This window comes from Streptomyces sp. NPDC001933 (genome assembly GCF_042890955.1).
Taxonomy (GTDB): Bacteria; Actinomycetota; Actinomycetes; order Streptomycetales; family Streptomycetaceae; genus Streptomyces.
This window is the reverse complement of record NZ_JBIASS010000001.1, coordinates 387,352-404,336: the sequence shown is the minus strand read 5'-3', so window position 1 is coordinate 404,336 and position 16,985 is coordinate 387,352. Positions and strand designations below refer to the sequence as shown.

Here is a 16,985-nt window from a genome sequence, read left to right as displayed (position 1 = left end):
CCCCCGTACCGCCGGTGCTCACCGGCCCTGGATCCGGACCGGCCCGACCGGTCCGGGCGGCACACCGCGGTCGTACGCTGGGCCCATGAGCCACGGCTGGAGCGCGAACGACATCCCGGACCAGAGCGGCCGTACGGCCGTGGTCACCGGAGCCAACAGCGGCATCGGTCTGCACACCGCGCGGGAGCTGGCCCGGCACGGTGCGCGGGTCCTGCTCGCCTGCCGTGACGAGGCACGCGGCAAGGAGGCCGAGTCCCGTATCCGGAAGGCCGTGACCGGCGCGGACGTGGCGTTCGTACCGCTCGATCTGGCCGATCTGGGCTCGGTGCGCGAGTTCGCCGCCTCCCGTGCGCCCGAGCGGATCGATCTGCTGATCAACAACGCGGGCGTGATGGCCCTTCCGTACGGGACGACGGCCGACGGCTTCGAGAGGCAGTTCGGCATCAACCACCTGGGGCACTTCGCCCTGACCGGGCTGCTGCTCCCCCGCCTCCTCGACACCCCCGGGGCGCGTGTGGTGACCGTCTCCAGCGGGATGCACGCGCTGTCCGACATCGACATGGGGGATCTCAACAGCGAGCGCGACTACCGTCGCTGGATCGCCTACGGCCGCTCGAAGACCGCCAATCTGCTCTTCGTCCACGAGCTGGCGCGACGGCTCACGAAGGCGGGCTCCCGGCTGGTGGCCGCCGCCGCGCACCCGGGATACGCGTCGACCAACCTTCAGTCCGCCGCGGCCCGGATGGAGAACCGGCGGGCGGTGGAGCGGTTCTTCGAGCTGGGCAACCGGATCGTCGCCCAGCCCGCTTCGGCCGGTGCGCTGCCCACGCTGCACGCGGCCACCGCGCCCGGCGTGCGCCCCGATTCGTTCACCGGGCCGGGGCTGCTGGGCTGGCGCGGCGCCCCGGCCCCGTCCTGGCGTGCGGGCTGGACCCGGGACGACGTCACGAGCGAGCGGCTCTGGATGGCGTCCGAGCAGCTCACCGGCGTGACGTATCCGGGCCTCGCCCCCTGATTCCGGGTCAGCCCTACTGGGCCTCCACCGCGGCCGGGTCCATCCACATGACCTCCCAGGTGTGGTTGTTCGGGTCCTGGAAGGAACGGCCGTACATGTGGCCGAAGTCCATCGGCTCGTTGGCGGGCGAGCCGCCGGAGGCGAGGGCGGTGTCGACCAGCTCGTCCACCTTCTCCCGGCTCTCGGCGCTCAGGGCGAGGATCACCTCGGTGGACTTGGAGGCGTCGGCGATCTCCTTCTTGGTGAACTCCTTGAAGCGCGGCTCGGTGAGGAGCATCGCGAAGATGGTGTCGCTGATGACGAGGCATGCGGTGTTCTCGTCGGTGAACTGCGGGTTGCACGAGAAGCCCAGCTTGCCGAAGAAGGCCTTGGTCGCTTCGAGGTCCTTGACCGGCAGGTTGACGAAGATCATCTGAGGCATGGCCGCTTCGCTCTCTCTCTGTTGTTCGAACGTGTACGACAGGTAGACGGCGGGGCGTCGCGGAACTCATCGCCGCCCGGACAGAAAAATTTTCGCCGCTCCCGCGCCCGTCCGCCCGCCGTCGCGTCCGCCCGGCTCAGGACAGCGCGAGCGGGGCGCCGCCCCTGAGCAGCGATCCGCCCAGCGGCGTCAGCGTGTGCAGGACCGAGCCGCCGTGCCGCAGGGTGTGTATGAGGCCCGCCTCGCGCAGCACACAGGCGTGCTGGCTCGCCGAGGCGAGGGACACCCCGGCCCGCAGTGCGAGCTCGCTCGTCGTACAGCCGTTCCCTATGGCGCTCAGGACCGTCGACCGGGTGCTGCCGAGGAGCCGGCCGAGCCAGGGGCCCGGTTCGGCGAAGACCGGGGCGCGGGAGTGGGTGACCGGGTAGACGAGGACCGGCGGGAGCCCCGGGTCGCGGTAGACGACCGGGGTGACGCGGCAGAAGAAGGACGGCTGGAGCAGCAGCCCCCGCCCGTCCAGATGGACGTCCCGGTCGACGGGGTAGTCCGCCTCCAGCACGGGGGCCCGCCAGCGGATCATCGGCGGGAGGGAGGCGAGCAGTTCGTGCGCGCCGCCGTCCAGGAGGGCGCGGCCTCGTACGGCGCGGTCGGCCTCGACGCTGGCCCGGATGTGCGGCCAGTACGGCTCGATGGCGGCACGGTGGTAGCTGCGCAGCGCGTCGACGAGGCGGCCGAGCGGTTCGGCGCGGCCGTCCGGGGCGAGGCACGCGTCGCGGCGTTCGGCGCCGAGCAGCGCGAGTTCGGCCCGGACCCGGCCGGGCGGGGTCTCGCGCAATGCCTGCATTCCCGCGTCGATGCCGTACGGTTCGCCGCATTCCTGAGAAGGCGTCAGGAAATCCGGGAAATAGCCGCGCGGTGGAATCACGGCGGACAGCAGGCGTACTTCACCATTCAACCGAGGCCGGGTTTCCGTACGCCATTTCCCGAACACCGCGGAACCGCGCCGGTCCCGCAGCCGGTGGAAACTCAGAGCGGTTTCCCACAGCGCGTCGGGCCGGGTGGCCATCCGCACCTGGGAAAGGTCCACTCCGGACATATGGATACGCAGCACCGGTCCCCCACCTGTTGCACCTGCAATTACCCCCACCCCAGGGTAGGTGATCCGTAACAGCACGTCACCACGGGGTTTCGGCCAGAGGTGAAACGCCTCGCACCCGCACACCGTGAACCGAAAAGCTGTACGGCGTCGGGTACGAATCCGGCGCCACCGGAAGGGTGAGTGAAGGCCGTGGGGGGTTTCGCTCACCCGGCGGCGGTGGACGACGGTGCGGCTCCGTGCCCGATGGGGTAACCCGGGTGCGGCCCATGGATGGGGATCCATGGGCCGCATCCCGGTCCGTTCCAGGCCCGTGCCGGGCCCGTTCTTTGCGTATTGAACGAACTTTGCGTAATGCGCGAAGAAACGCGAAGAAAAAGGCACAACGCCGCACAACGATTTTCCCCAGAACGAAACGGGACGGCGGCACCCCCGCACAGGGTGCCGCCGTCCTCGGGTGTTCCGGAGTTGCCGTCGAGCCGGTGAGGGTCGTTCCCGGCCGACGGCGGCTCCAGGTCAAAGGGTCATGCGGTCAGGGGTGTCCGGCGCCGGCTCAGCGGCTGTCGCTGCCGGTCGAGCCCGCCGCCGCACGGCCCGCTTCGAGCCGGGCCACGGGGATGCGGAACGGGGAGCAGGACACGTAGTCCAGACCCACCTCGTGGAAGAAGTGCACCGACTCCGGGTCTCCGCCGTGCTCGCCGCAGATGCCGAGCTTCAGGTCCGGGCGGGTGGCCCGGCCGGCCGCGACGGCGCTGCGGACCAGCGAGCCGACGCCGTCCTTGTCGATCGTCTCGAACGGCGACACCCCGAAGATGCCCTTCTCCAGGTACGCGGTGAAGAACGAGGCCTCCACGTCGTCGCGGGAGAAGCCCCACACCGTCTGGGTCAGGTCGTTCGTACCGAAGGAGAAGAACTGCGCGGCCTCGGCGATCTGGCCCGCGGTCAGCGCGGCGCGCGGCAGCTCGATCATCGTGCCGATGGTGAGCTTCAGCCGGGTGCCGGTGGCTGCCTCGACCTCGGCGATGACCTGGTCGGCCTCCTCGCGGACGATCTCCAGCTCCTGGACCGTGCCCACGAGCGGGATCATGATCTCGGCGCGCGGGTCACCCTTGGCGTTCTTGCGCTCGGCCGCGGCCTCGGCGATCGCCCGTACCTGCATGGCGAACAGGCCGGGGATGACGAGCCCGAGGCGCACACCGCGCAGGCCCAGCATCGGGTTCTGCTCGTGCAGCTTGTGCACGGCCTGGAGCAGGCGCAGATCGTTCTCGTTGGCGTCCTTGCGGGACTCGGCGAGCGCGACCCGCACCGAGAGCTCGGTGATGTCGGGCAGGAACTCGTGCAGCGGCGGGTCGAGCAGCCGTACGGTGACGGGCAGACCGTCCATCGCCTCGAACAGCTCGATGAAGTCGGCCTTCTGGAGCGGGAGCAGCTCCTCCAGCGCGGTCTCGCGCTCGGCGTCGGTGTCCGCGAGGATCAGCTTCTCGACCATCTCGCGGCGCTCACCGAGGAACATGTGCTCGGTGCGGCACAGGCCGATGCCCTGGGCGCCGAAGCGGCGGGCCCGCAGCGCGTCCTCGGCGTTGTCGGCGTTGGCCCGCACCCGCAGCCGGCGCACCCGGTCCGCGTACGCCATGATCCGGTGCACGGCGGCGACCAGCTCGTCGGCGTCGTCGGCGCCGGCGTGCATCCGGCCCTCGAAGTACTCGACGACCGGCGACGGCACGACGGGGACCTCACCGAGGTACACCTTGCCGGTGGAGCCGTCGATGGAGACGACGTCACCCTCCTCGATGACCCGGCCGCCCACGGTCATCCGGCGGCGCTTGGTGTCGACCTCCAGGTCCTCGGCGCCGCAGACACAGGTCTTGCCCATGCCGCGGGCGACGACGGCCGCGTGCGAGGTCTTGCCGCCGCGCGAGGTCAGGATGCCCTCGGCCGCGATCATGCCGTCGAGGTCGTCGGGGTTGGTCTCGCGGCGGATCAGGATGACCTTCTCACCGGACCGGGACCACTTGACCGCGGTGTACGAGTCGAAGACGGCCTTGCCGACCGCGGCGCCCGGGGACGCCGCGATGCCACGGCCCAGCAGCTCGGTCTTCGCGTCATCGTCGAAACGCGGAAACATCAGCTGCGCCAGCTGCGCGCCGTTGACCCGCTGGAGCGCCTCGGCCTCGTCGATCAGGCCCTGGTCGACGAGCTGGGTGGCGATACGGAACGCGGCACCGGCGGTGCGCTTGCCGACCCGGGTCTGGAGCATCCACAGCTGGCCGCGCTCGATGGTGAACTCGATGTCGCAGAGATCCTTGTAGTGGGTCTCCAGCGTCTTCATGATCTGCATCAGCTGGTCGTACGACTTCTTGTCGATCGACTCCAGCTCGGCGAGCGGCACCGTGTTGCGGATACCGGCGACGACGTCCTCGCCCTGCGCGTTCTGCAGGTAGTCGCCGTACACGCCCTGGTGGCCGCTGGCCGGGTCACGGGTGAACGCGACGCCCGTACCGGAGTCGGGGCCGAGGTTGCCGAAGACCATCGAGCAGACGTTGACGGCCGTGCCCAGGTCGCCGGGGATGCGCTCCTGGCGGCGGTAGAGCTTGGCCCGGTCGGTGTTCCACGAGTCGAAGACGGCCTTTATGGCCAGGTCCATCTGCTCGCGCGGGTCCTGCGGGAAGTCGCGTCCGGCGTCCCGGGCGACGATCTTCTTGAACTGCTTGACCAGCTTCTTCAGGTCGGACGCGTCGAGGTCGACGTCGACGGTGACGCCCTTGGCCTCCTTCGCCGCCTCCAGCGCCTCCTCGAAAAGGTCGCCGTCGACGCCGAGGACGGTCTTGCCGAACATCTGGATGAGGCGGCGGTAGGAGTCCCACGCGAACCGCTCGTCGCCGGCCTGGGCGGTGAGACCGACCACGGACTCGTCGGAGAGGCCGATGTTGAGGACCGTGTCCATCATGCCGGGCATCGAGAACTTCGCGCCGGAGCGGACGGAGACCAGCAGCGGGTCGTCGGCCTGGCCGAGCTTCTTGCCCATCCGCGCTTCGAGGGCGTCGAGGTGGGCGCTGACCTCGGCACGGAGCGCGGTCGGCTCCTCGCCGCTTTCGAGGTAGACCTTGCACGCCTCGGTGGTGATGGTGAATCCCGGAGGGACGGGAAGCCCGAGGTTGGTCATCTCGGCGAGGTTCGCGCCCTTGCCGCCGAGGAGATCCTTCAGATCCTTGTTGCCCTCGGTGAAGTCATAAACGAACTTCTCGCCCTTGAGCTCCGGGGATTCCGGGGTGGCTACCTGGGGATCTTTGTTTTCCGACACGGGTCTCGACTCCTCGAGGACGCGGTGGCTGCCCTGACGGCGAGGAACATACCCAGATCGAAGGTGTCTGGGTACGTCCACTTGCGCGTCATGAGGCCTCAACCACCCGTCCGCCAGCAGATCGAAAGTGACGCGACCTGTAGCCCGATCAGCAGTATGTGTTCATTTCTTGAACACATAAACACCGAGAGCCACCAACAACCGCCATTTTGATGACACTGTGCAGCGGAAGCGTCGATCGATCAAAGTGGAGACCCTTGGCACCCAGTGCCATTATTTGAGAAATGCAGCCCTTAAAATTGCGCTCATCTGAGCACACAAGCCCTCAGGGTGGCGAGAATCACTTCGCGATCGGCGCTCAGATGTCACCATCCGGACTCCCGATCGGCGACTGCGCGTCACACCATGATCACCGAGGTGCACCCAGGACGGGCCGGAGTCACCACACGACGCCCGTTTCCGACTCGTTCGAGCCACCTGCCGACCGAACCGTCACCGAATCCGGCCGAATGCAACGCCCGAAGGTGCTCAGATGAGCGAGCCAAAAGAAGAGGCACGCGGTGCCTATGGCGCCGCGTGCCCACAGAAGGCCGGAAGACCTCAGCCGCCCGAGGTGTCCAGCTCCGCGTCCGGGCTCACGCCCGCGCAGTCGTACGGGTCCTTCAGCCAGCCGTCCGGCAGCACCACGCGGTTGTTGCCCGAGGTGCGCCCGCGCGGCCCGTCCGCGCCGTCCGGCCACGGCTGGTCCAGATCCAGCTCCTGCAACTGCCCGCCGAGCTCCTCCAGCGACGAGGTGACCGCGAGCTTCTTGCGCATCTCCGAGCCGACCGCGAAGCCCTTGAGGTACCAGGCGACGTGCTTGCGGAAATCGATCACACCGCGCGTCTCGTCGCCGATCCACTCCCCCAGCAGCGTCGCGTGCCGCAGCATCACGTCGGCGACCTGCCGCAGCCCCGGCGCCTGCCGCGCCTGAGAGCCCTCGAACTCGCTCACCAGGTCGCCGAAGAGCCAGGGACGGCCCAGACAGCCGCGGCCCACGACCACACCGTCGCAGCCGGTCTCGCGCATCATCCGGCGGGCGTCGTCCGCGCACCAGATGTCGCCGTTGCCGAGGACGGGAATCTCCGGGACGTGCTCCTTGAGGCGGGCGATGGCGTCCCAGTCGGCGGTGCCGCCGTAGTGCTGGGCGGCCGTCCTGCCGTGCAGGGCGACGGCCGTGACGCCCTCCTCGACCGCTATCCGGCCCGCGTCCAGATAGGTCATGTGGTCGTCGTCGATGCCCTTGCGCATCTTGATCGTGACCGGCAGCTCACCCGCGTTGGAGACCGCCTGGTTGAGGATCGCGCGCAGCAGCGGCCGCTTGTACGGGAGCGCCGAGCCTCCACCCTTGCGGGTCACCTTGGGGACCGGGCAGCCGAAGTTCAGGTCGATGTGGTCGGCGAGGTTCTCGTCGACGATCATCCGGACGGCCTTGCCGACGGTGACCGGGTCCACTCCGTACAGCTGGATCGAACGCGGGGTCTCGCTCGCGTCGAAGTGGATCAGCTGCATGGTCTTCTCGTTGCGCTCGACCAGCGCCCGCGTGGTGATCATCTCGCTGACGAACAGCCCCTTGCCGCCGGAGAACTCCCGGCACAGGGTGCGGAACGGGGCGTTGGTGATGCCGGCCATGGGGGCGAGCACCACCGGCGGCTGCACCGTGTGCGGGCCGATCCGGAGCAGGGGAAGAGAGGGGGCGAGCGTGGTCATTGCTCCATTGTCGCGTACCGGACGGGTCTCCCCGGCAGCGGAGTTCGTTAGTTATCCGTACTATCCATGTATGCCCGAGCTCAGTCACCGCCGACGGCAGTTGGTACTGGCGATCTGCTGCATGAGTCTGCTGATCGTCAGTCTCGACAACACCGTGCTCAATGTCGCCCTGCCGTCCATGCAGAAGGAACTGCACGCCACCGTCGCGGGCATGCAGTGGACGATCGACGCCTACACCCTGGTCCTGGCCTCGCTGCTGATGCTCGCGGGCTCCACCGCCGACCGGATCGGGCGCCGGAAGGTCTTCAAGACCGGGCTCGTCCTGTTCACCCTCGGTTCGCTGCTCTGCTCCGTGGCGCCCAACCTGGAGTCGCTGGTGGCGTTCCGGATGGTGCAGGCGGTGGGCGGCTCGATGCTCAACCCGGTCGCGATGTCGATCATCACCAACACCTTCACCGACCCGCGCGAGCGGGCCCGCGCCATCGGGGTGTGGGGCGGTGTCGTCGGCATCTCCATGGCCGCCGGACCGGTGGTCGGCGGTCTGCTGGTGGACTCGGTGGGCTGGCGGTCGATCTTCTGGATCAACCTGCCGGTCGGCCTGGCCGCGCTGCTGCTCACCTGGCGCTACGTCCCCGAGTCGCGCGCCCCGAAGCCGCGCCGCCCCGACCCGGTGGGGCAGCTGCTGGTGATCGGGCTGCTCGGTTCGCTGACGTACGCGATCATCGAGGCGCCCTCGCAGGGCTGGGACTCACCGCTGATCCTGCTGTTCGCCACGCTCGCCGGATGTTCCCTGATCGGGCTGCTGCTGTACGAGCCCCGGCGTACCGAGCCCCTCATCGAGCTGCGGTTCTTCCGCAGCGCCCCGTTCAGCGGCGCCACGGTCATAGCGGTCAGCGCCTTCGCCGCGCTGAGCGGGTTCCTCTTCCTCAACACCCTGTACCTGCAGAACGTGCGCGGGCTGAGCGCGCTGCACGCCGGGCTGTACATGCTGCCGATGGCCGCCCTCACCTTCGTCTGCGCGCCGCTGTCCGGGCGGCTCGTCGGCAGCCGCGGGCCCCGGCTCCCGCTGCTCGTGGCGGGCGTGGCCATGACGGCGTGCGGGCTGCTGTTCGCCGCGTTCGACGCGGAGACGGACAACGTCCTGCTGTTCACCGGCTATGTGCTCTTCGGCCTCGGCTTCGGCATGGTGAACGCGCCGATCACCAACACGGCCGTCTCCGGGATGCCGCGCTCGCAGGCCGGGGTGGCGGCCGCGGTGGCCTCGACCAGCCGGCAGATCGGCGGGACGCTCGGGGTCGCCGTGATCGGTGCGGTGCTGGCGGCGGGGGTGGCCGGCACCGGGTCGCCGCGCGGCGCCGCCTACGCCGAGGCCTTCGTGGACGCGAGCAAGCCCGCCTGGTGGATCCTCGCCGGGTGCGGGCTGTCCGTCCTGCTGGTGGGGGCGCTGACGAGCGGGCGCTGGGCGCGGGAGACGGCGCGCCGGACCGCCGAACGGCTGGAGCGGCCGACGGACGCCCCGGCCGGAGGTCAGACGTCGGCGAGCTCCAGGGCCTGAAGCCGCTCCAGACGCTCCCGGATCTCCTCGTCGGCGGGGGCGTACGTCACCATGCGCGGCCCGCTCGACGGGCCGAGCCACAGGTCGGTGTGTTCGAGGCGGAGCACGGGCATGCGGGACGCGCTGGCCGTGACGCTGCTGGTGCAGCTGGCCGCGGTGGTGCTGACGACGCTGCTCGGTCTGCGGCTGCCGCGCAGGGTGGCGTGAGCGCGGGCGGCGACGGGGCGTGGGCCCGGATCACGGGGTGATCCGGGCCCACGGTCGTACGGGTGGTGGGGCGGCGTCGGCTCCCCGAGGAGGCATCAACTCCCCGAGGAAACATCAGCCCCGAGGGGGCGTCAGCTCTGGGCCGGGGCGTCCTGCTCGGGCGCGTCCGCGGCTCCGTCCGCCGGGGCCGCCCCGGGGGCGGCGCCGGACTGCGCGCGCTCACGCATCTTGCGCAGCAGCTCCTGCTTCTGGTCGGCCGCCGCCTTGCGGTCGGTGGTGCGGGCAGCGCCCACGCCCTGCTGATCGGCGCGGGACAGCTTCTTGCGCTGTCCGCCCACACCGAGAAGGTTGTTACGGCTCTTGGCCATGGCGTTCTCCCGTTCGTATGGCGAAGTGAGGTCTGAAGCGACCTTGATCGGTCCGGTGGACGGCGGGTGGTCGGACCCGCCGCGCGCTCACTCGTAGATCTGGAAGAACGAATACATGCCGGAACCGTACCCCGGCCCGATCGGCCGTCGCACCCATTTTCCGCCCGGTCGGGCGCGCGTACGGCGAAGCCCCCGGTTCCGTACGGGCAACCGGGGGCTTCGTCAGTACGAGCGATACGTCAGCAGCCGAGCAGGCGGGCGCCGAGGTAGGCCTGGATCTGGTCCAGGGAGACGCGCTCCTGCTTCATGGTGTCGCGCTCGCGCACGGTCACCGCGTTGTCGTCGAGGGTGTCGAAGTCGACGGTGACGCAGAACGGCGTACCGATCTCGTCCTGGCGGCGGTAGCGGCGGCCGATGGCGCCCGCGTCGTCGAACTCGATGTTCCAGTTCTTCCGCAGGTCGGTCGCGAGGCCCTTGGCCTTCGGCGACAGCTGCGGGTTGCGGGACAGCGGCAGGACGGCGACCTTGACCGGTGCGAGGCGCGGGTCGAGACGCATCACGGTGCGCTTCTCCATGACGCCCTTGGCGTTGGGCGCCTCGTCCTCGATGTAGGCGTCGAGGAGGAAGGCGAGCATCGCCCGGCCGACACCGGCCGCCGGCTCGATGACGTACGGCGTCCAGCGCTCGCCGGCCTCCTGGTCGAAGAAGGACAGGTCGGTGCCCGAGGCCTTGGAGTGCGCCTTGAGGTCGTAGTCCGTGCGGTTGGCGACGCCCTCCAGCTCGCCCCACTCGCTGCCGCCGAAGCGGAAGCGGTACTCGATGTCGGCGGTGCGCTTGGAGTAGTGGGAGAGCTTCTCCTTCGGGTGCTCGAACCAGCGCATGTTCTCCTCGCGCATGCCGAGGTCCGTGTACCAGTTCCAGCGCTGGTCCATCCAGTACTGCTGCCACTCCTCGTCCTCGCCCGGCTTGACGAAGAACTCCATCTCCATCTGCTCGAACTCGCGGGTGCGGAAGATGAAGTTGCCCGGAGTGATCTCGTTCCGGAAGGACTTGCCCATCTGGGCGATGCCGAACGGCGGCTTCTTGCGCGAGGTCTGCAGCACCTGGCCGAAGTTGGTGAAGATGCCCTGGGCGGTCTCGGGGCGCAGATAGGCGACCGAGCCGGAGTCCTGGGTCGGGCCGAGGTGGGTGGAGAGCAGACCCGAGAACTGCTTGGGCTCGGTGAAGGTGCCCTTGTTGCCGCAGTTGGGGCAGTTGAGCTCGGTCAGGCCGTTCGCGGGCGCGTGGCCGTGCTTCTCCTCGTACGCCTCTTCCAGGTGGTCGGCGCGGAAGCGCTTGTGGCAGGAGGTGCACTCGGTCAGCGGGTCCGTGAACGTGGCGACGTGACCGGAGGCGGACCAGACCTCGGGGGCGAGGATGACCGACGAGTCGAGACCGACCACGTCCTCGCGCGAGGTGACCATGTAGCGCCACCACTGGCGCTTGAGGTTCTCCTTCATCTCGACGCCCAGCGGCCCGTAGTCCCAGGCGGCGCGCTGGCCGCCGTAGATCTCACTGCACGGGTAGACGAAGCCACGGCGCTTGCTCAGGCTGACGATGGAGTCGATCTTGTCGGCGGCCACGGTGCTCTCTTCATTACGACGAAATTGGACAGGGGCGGCGCGAAGCGCCTCAGTGGGGGGGTGGTGGTCGGGAGACGGGCGGGCGAATGCTTCAGATTACCGGCGGGCACGGGCCCTGGATCAAATCGGTATCGGCGCGGTCGGCGGCAAAGTCATCTCATAGGTCTTGTTGACAATCGTTTCCAGTTTTGTTGAAAATGACTGTCATGAACGTCAGCCGCCGCCTCATACCCACCGCCGCCGTCGCCGGAGCAGTCGTCCTCGGCCTCACCGCCCTCACCGCCTGTTCCTCCTCGGACGCCGCGGACCACAAGAACGGCGACAAACTGGATGTGGTGGCCTCGTTCTATCCGATGCAGTTCCTGGCCGAGCGGATAGGCGGCGAGCACGTCTCCGTCACCACGCTGACCAAGCCGGGCGTCGAGCCGCACGACCTGGAGCTCAGCCCGCGGCAGATCGGCGGACTCACCGACGCCGACTACATCCTGTACCTCAAGGGCATCCAGCCCGCCGTGGACGACGCCATCGAGCAGTCCGGCGCGAAGGACGCCGTCGACGCCGCGAAGCTCACCACGATGGAGGACCACGGCACCGAGGCCGGCGGCGAGGAGCACGGCCACGAGCACCACGGCGACGAGGCCGGCGCCGACCCCCACATCTGGCTGGACCCGGTGAAGTACGCCGAGGTCGCCAAGGGCGTCGGGAAGTCCCTGGAGAAGTCCGACCCCGACCACGCCGCGGACTACCGGAAGAACACGGCCGCGCTGGTCACCGAGCTCGACGGGCTGGACAAGGCGTACACGGACGGCCTGAAGACCACCGCCACCAAGACGTTCATCACCACCCACTCCGCCTTCGGGTACCTCGCCGAGCGCTACGGCCTCACCCAGGAGGGCATCGCCGGCGTCGACCCCGAGGCCGAGCCCAGCCCCGCCCGGATCAGCGAGATCCACACCATCGCGGAGAAGAACGGGGCCACCACCGTATTCTTCGAGACGCTCGCCAGCGACAGGACCGCGAAGACCCTCGCCAAGGACACCGGCCTGAAGACCGACGTCCTGGACCCGCTCGAAGGAATCACGGACAAGTCCAAGGGCGCCGACTACATCGAGGTCATGCGGTCCAATCTCGCCGCCCTGCAGAAGGCGCTCGGCGCGAAGTGACCCCCGCGAACCCCGCAACACCCGCAACACCAGCGACACCCGCCACAGCAACACCGGAGGCGCACATGCCCGAGACCGGGAGCACCACGACCGACCCCGTGATAGCCCTGCGGGGCGCCACGGCCACGCTCGGCGCGCGCCCGGTGCTGCGCGGCATCGACCTGACCGTCCACCGCGGCGAGGTCGCCGCCCTGCTCGGCGCCAACGGCTCGGGCAAGTCGACCGCCGTCCGCTCCGTCATCGGGCAGGTCCCGCTCACCGGCGGCTCCGTCGAACTGTTCGGCACCCCGCTGCGCCGCTTCCGCTCCTGGGCGCGGATCGGCTACGTGCCCCAGCGCACCACGGCGGCCGGCGGCGTCCCCGCCACGATCCGCGAGGTCGTCACCTCCGGGCGGCTGTCCCGCACGAAGCTGGGCCTGCTCCGCAGGGCCGACCGGGCCGCCGTCGACCGGGCCATCGAGCTCGTCGGCCTCGCCGACCGCGCCAGGGACTCGGTGGACGCGCTCTCCGGCGGCCAGCACCAGCGGGTGCTGATCGCCCGCGCGCTGGCCGCCGAACCCGAGCTGCTGATCATGGACGAGCCGATGGCCGGCGTCGACCTGGCCAGCCAGGAGATCCTCGCCACGACCCTGCGCGAGCAGGTCGCGGCCGGCACCACGGTGCTGCTCGTCCTGCACGAGCTGGGCCCGCTGGAGCCGCTGATCGACCGCGCGATCGTGCTGCGCGACGGCTGTGTCATGCACGACGGGCCGCCGCCGAAGGCGCTGGGCCAGCACGCCCTGCCCGGACACGACCACGTACACCCCCACGCGGCCTCCGAGCCCGTCCGGACGGGACTGCTGAGCTGACCATGGAATTCCTCACCCCTCCCTTCATGCAGCGGGCCCTGCTCGCCGCCGTGCTCGTCGGCGTCATCGCGCCCGCCGTCGGCATCTACCTCGTCCAGCGTCGCCAGGCCCTGATGGGCGACGGCATCGGCCACATCGCGATGACCGGTGTCGGCCTCGGCTTCCTGCTCTCCACCAGCCCGGTCTGGATGGCCACCGCGGTCGCCGTCGCCGGTGCCGTCGTGATGGAGCTGATCCGCTGGTACGGGCGCACCCGCGGCGACATCGCGCTGGCCATGCTGTTCTACGGCGGCATGGCGGGCGGTGTGCTGCTGATCAACCTCTCCGACACCGGTTCCAACGCCAACCTCACCTCGTACCTCTTCGGCTCCCTGTCCACGGTCTCCTCCGAGGACATCACCTCGATCTGTGTGCTGGCCGCCTTCGTGCTGCTGGTGACGCTGGGGCTGCGCCGCCAGCTGTTCGCGGTCAGCCAGGACGAGGAGTTCGCCCGGGTCACCGGGCTGCCGGTGCGGGCGCTGAACCTGCTGGTCGCCGTGACGGCGGCGGTGACCGTCACCGTCGCGATGCGGGTCGTCGGACTGCTGCTGGTCAGCGCGCTGATGGTGGTGCCGGTCGCGGCCGCGCAGCAGATCTCCCGGTCCTTCAAGGTGACGTTCGTGCTGTCGGTCGTCATCGGTACGGCGGTCACCCTGGCCGGCACCGTCACCTCGTACTACCAGGACGTCCCGCCCGGCGCGACGATCGTGCTGCTGGCCATCGCGGTCTTCGTCGCCCTTACGCTGCTGGCGACCCCGCTGGCCAGGAGCCGCGCCCGCCGCAGCGAAGCGGCGTCCGGGGGATGCACCCTGGAGGTACCGGCCTCCCGTCCGGCCCCGGACGAGCTCCGGGTTTGACCGCGGCGTCCGGACGGGCTGGCACAATGGCCCGACACAGGTACGGGCGACACGAGGAGGCTGCTGTGGCGACGGCGCCGATCAGTGGAACGAACGCGGCCCCGGTACGCGGCCGGTCGACCCGGCAGCGGGCGGCGGTGGCGGCGGCGCTCGACGAGGTGGACGAGTTCCGCAGCGCCCAGGAGCTGCACGACGTGCTCAAGCACCGCGGCGACTCGGTCGGGCTCACCACCGTCTACCGCACCCTCCAGTCCCTGGCCGACGCCGGCGAGGTCGACGTGCTGCGCACCACGGACGGCGAGTCCGTGTACCGGCGCTGTTCGACCGGGGACCACCATCACCATCTGGTGTGCCGGATGTGCGGCAAGGCCGTGGAGGTCGAGGGGCCCGCGGTGGAGCAGTGGGCGGAGACCATCGCCGCCCAGCACGGGTATGTGAACGTGGCCCACACGGTGGAGATCTTCGGCACCTGCGCGGAGTGCGCGGCCGCGAAGAAGTAGGAAGTGACGGGTGAGGGCCCGGGGGCGGCGCCCCCGGGCCCTCACCCGTCACGGAACCTTCGTCTCGAAGCCTTCGTCTCAGAGCCTTCGTACGTTGCGGTCGAGCACGCTCCGCAGCCGGTCGAGGTCGTCCGGCCCGCGCACACCGCGCTTGGGCAGCATGGTGATCCCGGTGGCCTGCTTGTCGCCGCTGAACAGCACGAAGAGCTGCGGCGTCTCCCGGTAGCGGGGCACCATCGACCAGTTGACGGTCGTGGTGCTGTGGTCCGTGGCCACCTCTATGCCGGTCTCGCGCACCACCGTGCGGCAGGTGCCCTGGCGTGCGGCGAACCGGTACAGCTGCCGGGCCTGGAGCCAGGGCGTCAGGACCACGGTCAGCATCACGAAGACGAGCCCCACCCAGACGGGCGCCCCCGGGCCGTGCCGGCCGCTCGCGATCGTGATGCCCATCAGCACGGCCAGCGCCGGCATCAGGATCAGCAGCTTGCGCTGCATGCGGCCGCTCGTACTGATCTTCGCGCGGGCGTTCAGCGCCTCCGCGAAATCGGCCGTGGTCGGCTGGTACTCCAGCTCGACCACGGCACTCTCCACGTCCCACCCCTGACTCGTCATGGGGCGGAATCGTAACGGCAGGGTCAGACGGCCGGCCCGGCGGTCCCCGCCTCCACCGCGCCACCGAAGCGCCGGTCGCGCTGGGCGAACTCCAGGCAGGCCCGCCACAGGTCGCGGCGGTCGAAGTCCGGCCAGAGCACGTCCTGGAAGACCATCTCGGCGTAGGCGCTCTGCCAGATCAGATAGTTGGACGTGCGCTGCTCGCCGCTGGGGCGGACGAAGAGGTCGACGTCCGGCATGTCCGGGTAGTAGATGTACTTCGCGAAGGTCTTCTCGTTGACCTTGGACGGGTCCAGCTTCCCGGCCGCGACATCCTGCGCGATGCGCTGCGCGGCGTCGGCGATCTCGGCCCGGCCGCCGTAGTTGACGCAGAAGTACAGCGTCATTTTGTCGTTGTCCTTGGTCTGCTCCTGGGCGACCTGGAGCTCCTGGACCACGGACTTCCACAGCTTGGGCATGCGGCCGACCCAGCGGATGCGGATGCCCAGTTCGTCCATCTCGTCGCGGCGGCGGCGGATCACGTCCCGGTTGAAGTTCATCAGGAACTTCACCTCCTCCGGGGACCGCTTCCAGTTCTCGGTGGAGAACGCGTACAGCGAGAGGTTCTTGACGCCCATCTCGATGCAGCCCTTGAGGACGTCCATGACGACACCCTCGCCGACCTTGTGCCCCTCGGTGCGCGGGAGGCCGCGCTCCTTGGCCCAGCGGCCGTTGCCGTCCATCACGACGGCCACGTGCTTGGGCACCAGCTCGCCGGGGATCTTCGGGGGCGTGGCACCGGAGGGGTGCGGCTCCGGGGTCTTGTAGTCGCGCCGGTTACGGCCGCCGAGCATCCCGCGTACTGCCATGAACTGTCTCGCTCCCTGTGCCTGATCTGCCTGTGTCACTTCTCTACGTACCGCAGTGAGCGCAGCCCGCGCTCCAGATGCCAGTGCAGATAGGCGGACACCAGCCCGCTCCCCTCCCTGACATGACGCGGCTCGCACGCGTCCGCCGTCTCCCAGTCGCCGCTGAGCAGTGCGCTCAGCAGCGTGACGGCCTCAGCCGAGGGTACGACGCTGCCGGGCACCCGGCAGTCGCCGCATATGACGCCCCCCGCCGCGACCGAGAAGAACCGGTTCGGTCCGGACATTCCGCACTTGGCGCAGTCCTCGAAGCTGGGTGCGTAGCCGTTGACGGCGAGCGAGCGCAGCAGGAAGGCGTCGAGGATGAGATGCGGCTCGTGTTCGCCGCGGGCGAGGGTGCGCAGCCCGCCGACGAGCAGCAGGTACTGCTGGACGGCCGGCTCGCCCTCGTGGTCGGTGAACCGCTCGGCGGTCTCCAGCATCGCGGTGCCCGCGGTGTAGCGGGCGTAGTCGGTGACGATGCCGCCGCCGTACGGAGCGATCGTCTCGCTCTGGGTGCAGAGCGGCAGCCCGCGGCCGACCAGTTCGCTGCCCCGGGCGAAGAACTGCACGTCGACGTGGGAGAAGGGTTCCAGCCGCGCCCCGAACTTGGACTTCGTGCGGCGCACCCCGCGCGCGACGGCGCGTACCCGGCCGTGGCCGCGGGTCAGGATCGTGATGATCCGGTCGGCCTCGCCCAGCTTCTGCGTGCGCAGCACCACGCCGTCGTCCCGGAACAAGCTCATGC

At 69.7% G+C, this 16,985-nt stretch carries 15 protein-coding genes and 1 pseudogene; 6 read left to right on the top strand and 10 right to left on the bottom strand.

Going from position 1 to position 16,985, the window contains the following annotated elements; genetic code table 11:
• The first annotated feature begins 85 nt into the window (after nt 1-85).
• The gene (locus ACFYY7_RS01705) at nt 86-1,015 is read left to right on the top strand and encodes an oxidoreductase (RefSeq protein ID WP_388655710.1); all 930 of its coding nucleotides are present in this window, start codon (nt 86-88) and stop codon (nt 1,013-1,015) included.
• Nucleotides 1,016-1,028: 13 nt separating this feature from the next.
• On the opposite strand, the gene ACFYY7_RS01700 is transcribed toward ACFYY7_RS01705, so the two are convergent.
• The 4 genes from ACFYY7_RS01700 to dusB all read right to left on the bottom strand — a co-directional run bounded on the left by ACFYY7_RS01700 (nt 1,029) and on the right by dusB (nt 7,582).
• Nucleotides 1,029-1,436 carry a VOC family protein gene (locus ACFYY7_RS01700; protein ID WP_388655708.1) on the bottom strand — a complete coding sequence of 136 codons (408 nt, stop codon included), beginning with the start codon at nt 1,434-1,436 and terminating at the stop codon, nt 1,029-1,031.
• Between the two features lie 136 nt (nt 1,437-1,572).
• Nucleotides 1,573-2,547 (bottom strand): ArsR/SmtB family transcription factor, encoded by a 975-nt coding sequence (locus ACFYY7_RS01695; RefSeq protein ID WP_388655707.1) that lies wholly within the window; start codon nt 2,545-2,547, stop codon nt 1,573-1,575.
• 538 nt (nt 2,548-3,085) lie between these two features.
• On the bottom strand, nt 3,086-5,833 hold the full coding sequence (ppdK, locus tag ACFYY7_RS01690; RefSeq protein ID WP_388655705.1) for a pyruvate, phosphate dikinase: 2,748 nt from the start codon (nt 5,831-5,833) through the stop codon (nt 3,086-3,088).
• Between the two features lie 600 nt (nt 5,834-6,433).
• Nucleotides 6,434-7,582, bottom strand: a complete 1,149-nt coding sequence (gene dusB, locus ACFYY7_RS01685; RefSeq protein ID WP_388655703.1) for a tRNA dihydrouridine synthase DusB — start codon at nt 7,580-7,582, stop codon at nt 6,434-6,436.
• 70 nt (nt 7,583-7,652) lie between these two features.
• Between dusB and ACFYY7_RS01680 the strand changes: the two genes are divergently transcribed.
• Nucleotides 7,653-9,137, top strand: a complete 1,485-nt coding sequence (locus tag ACFYY7_RS01680; RefSeq protein WP_388655701.1) for an MFS transporter — start codon at nt 7,653-7,655, stop codon at nt 9,135-9,137.
• On the opposite strand, the pseudogene ACFYY7_RS01675 reads toward ACFYY7_RS01680, so the two are convergent.
• The 3 genes and pseudogenes from ACFYY7_RS01675 to ACFYY7_RS01665 form a co-directional block, all read right to left on the bottom strand.
• A pseudogene (locus ACFYY7_RS01675) lies at nt 9,110-9,241 on the bottom strand (XRE family transcriptional regulator); the annotation flags it as partial. The gene ACFYY7_RS01680 and the pseudogene ACFYY7_RS01675 overlap by 28 nt on opposite strands.
• A gap of 234 nt (nt 9,242-9,475) precedes the next feature.
• Entirely contained in the window at nt 9,476-9,712 is a 237-nt protein-coding gene (locus ACFYY7_RS01670; protein ID WP_266733156.1) for a DUF6243 family protein, read from the bottom strand.
• 239 nt (nt 9,713-9,951) lie between these two features.
• Nucleotides 9,952-11,334, bottom strand: coding sequence for a glycine--tRNA ligase (locus ACFYY7_RS01665; protein WP_383709946.1), 1,383 nt, complete (start codon nt 11,332-11,334; stop codon nt 9,952-9,954).
• 206 nt (nt 11,335-11,540) lie between these two features.
• Between ACFYY7_RS01665 and ACFYY7_RS01660 the strand changes: the two genes are divergently transcribed.
• The 4 genes from ACFYY7_RS01660 to ACFYY7_RS01645 all read left to right on the top strand — a co-directional run bounded on the left by ACFYY7_RS01660 (nt 11,541) and on the right by ACFYY7_RS01645 (nt 14,741).
• Complete coding sequence (locus tag ACFYY7_RS01660; RefSeq protein ID WP_388655698.1) at nt 11,541-12,497, top strand: metal ABC transporter substrate-binding protein; 957 nt, start codon at nt 11,541-11,543, stop codon at nt 12,495-12,497.
• Nucleotides 12,498-12,562: 65 nt separating this feature from the next.
• Nucleotides 12,563-13,345 carry a metal ABC transporter ATP-binding protein gene (locus tag ACFYY7_RS01655; RefSeq protein WP_388655696.1) on the top strand — a complete coding sequence of 261 codons (783 nt, stop codon included), beginning with the start codon at nt 12,563-12,565 and terminating at the stop codon, nt 13,343-13,345.
• A 2-nt stretch (nt 13,346-13,347) separates the two neighbouring features.
• Nucleotides 13,348-14,241, top strand: coding sequence for a metal ABC transporter permease (locus ACFYY7_RS01650; protein WP_376320758.1), 894 nt, complete (start codon nt 13,348-13,350; stop codon nt 14,239-14,241).
• A gap of 65 nt (nt 14,242-14,306) precedes the next feature.
• Nucleotides 14,307-14,741, top strand: a complete 435-nt coding sequence (locus ACFYY7_RS01645; protein ID WP_266733149.1) for a Fur family transcriptional regulator — start codon at nt 14,307-14,309, stop codon at nt 14,739-14,741.
• Nucleotides 14,742-14,819: 78 nt separating this feature from the next.
• On the opposite strand, the gene ACFYY7_RS01640 is transcribed toward ACFYY7_RS01645, so the two are convergent.
• Genes ACFYY7_RS01640 through recO form a run of 3 tightly spaced genes read right to left on the bottom strand, consistent with a single transcriptional unit; the run spans nt 14,820 to nt 16,983 of the window.
• Nucleotides 14,820-15,353, bottom strand: coding sequence for a YcxB family protein (locus ACFYY7_RS01640; protein WP_388655694.1), 534 nt, complete (start codon nt 15,351-15,353; stop codon nt 14,820-14,822).
• Between the two features lie 23 nt (nt 15,354-15,376).
• Nucleotides 15,377-16,201: an isoprenyl transferase gene (locus ACFYY7_RS01635; protein WP_266733146.1), complete on the bottom strand. Its 825-nt coding sequence runs from the start codon at nt 16,199-16,201 to the stop codon at nt 15,377-15,379.
• 35 nt (nt 16,202-16,236) lie between these two features.
• Nucleotides 16,237-16,983 carry a DNA repair protein RecO gene (gene recO / locus ACFYY7_RS01630; protein WP_266733144.1) on the bottom strand — a complete coding sequence of 249 codons (747 nt, stop codon included), beginning with the start codon at nt 16,981-16,983 and terminating at the stop codon, nt 16,237-16,239.
• Nucleotides 16,984-16,985 lie beyond the last annotated feature (2 nt).

Coding starts and splice junctions, on each gene's coding strand:
- recO (WP_266733144.1), bottom strand. CDS start 16,983: ATGAGCTTGTTCCGGGACGACGGCGTGGTGCTGCGCACGCAGAAGCTG.
- dusB (WP_388655703.1), bottom strand. CDS start 7,582: ATGACCACGCTCGCCCCCTCTCTTCCCCTGCTCCGGATCGGCCCGCAC.
- ACFYY7_RS01670 (WP_266733156.1), bottom strand. CDS start 9,712: ATGGCCAAGAGCCGTAACAACCTTCTCGGTGTGGGCGGACAGCGCAAG.
- ACFYY7_RS01655 (WP_388655696.1), top strand. CDS start 12,563: ATGCCCGAGACCGGGAGCACCACGACCGACCCCGTGATAGCCCTGCGG.
- ACFYY7_RS01680 (WP_388655701.1), top strand. CDS start 7,653: ATGCCCGAGCTCAGTCACCGCCGACGGCAGTTGGTACTGGCGATCTGC.
- ACFYY7_RS01700 (WP_388655708.1), bottom strand. CDS start 1,436: ATGCCTCAGATGATCTTCGTCAACCTGCCGGTCAAGGACCTCGAAGCG.
- ACFYY7_RS01650 (WP_376320758.1), top strand. CDS start 13,348: ATGGAATTCCTCACCCCTCCCTTCATGCAGCGGGCCCTGCTCGCCGCC.
- ACFYY7_RS01635 (WP_266733146.1), bottom strand. CDS start 16,201: ATGGCAGTACGCGGGATGCTCGGCGGCCGTAACCGGCGCGACTACAAG.
- ACFYY7_RS01705 (WP_388655710.1), top strand. CDS start 86: ATGAGCCACGGCTGGAGCGCGAACGACATCCCGGACCAGAGCGGCCGT.
- ACFYY7_RS01660 (WP_388655698.1), top strand. CDS start 11,541: ATGAACGTCAGCCGCCGCCTCATACCCACCGCCGCCGTCGCCGGAGCA.
- ACFYY7_RS01640 (WP_388655694.1), bottom strand. CDS start 15,353: ATGACGAGTCAGGGGTGGGACGTGGAGAGTGCCGTGGTCGAGCTGGAG.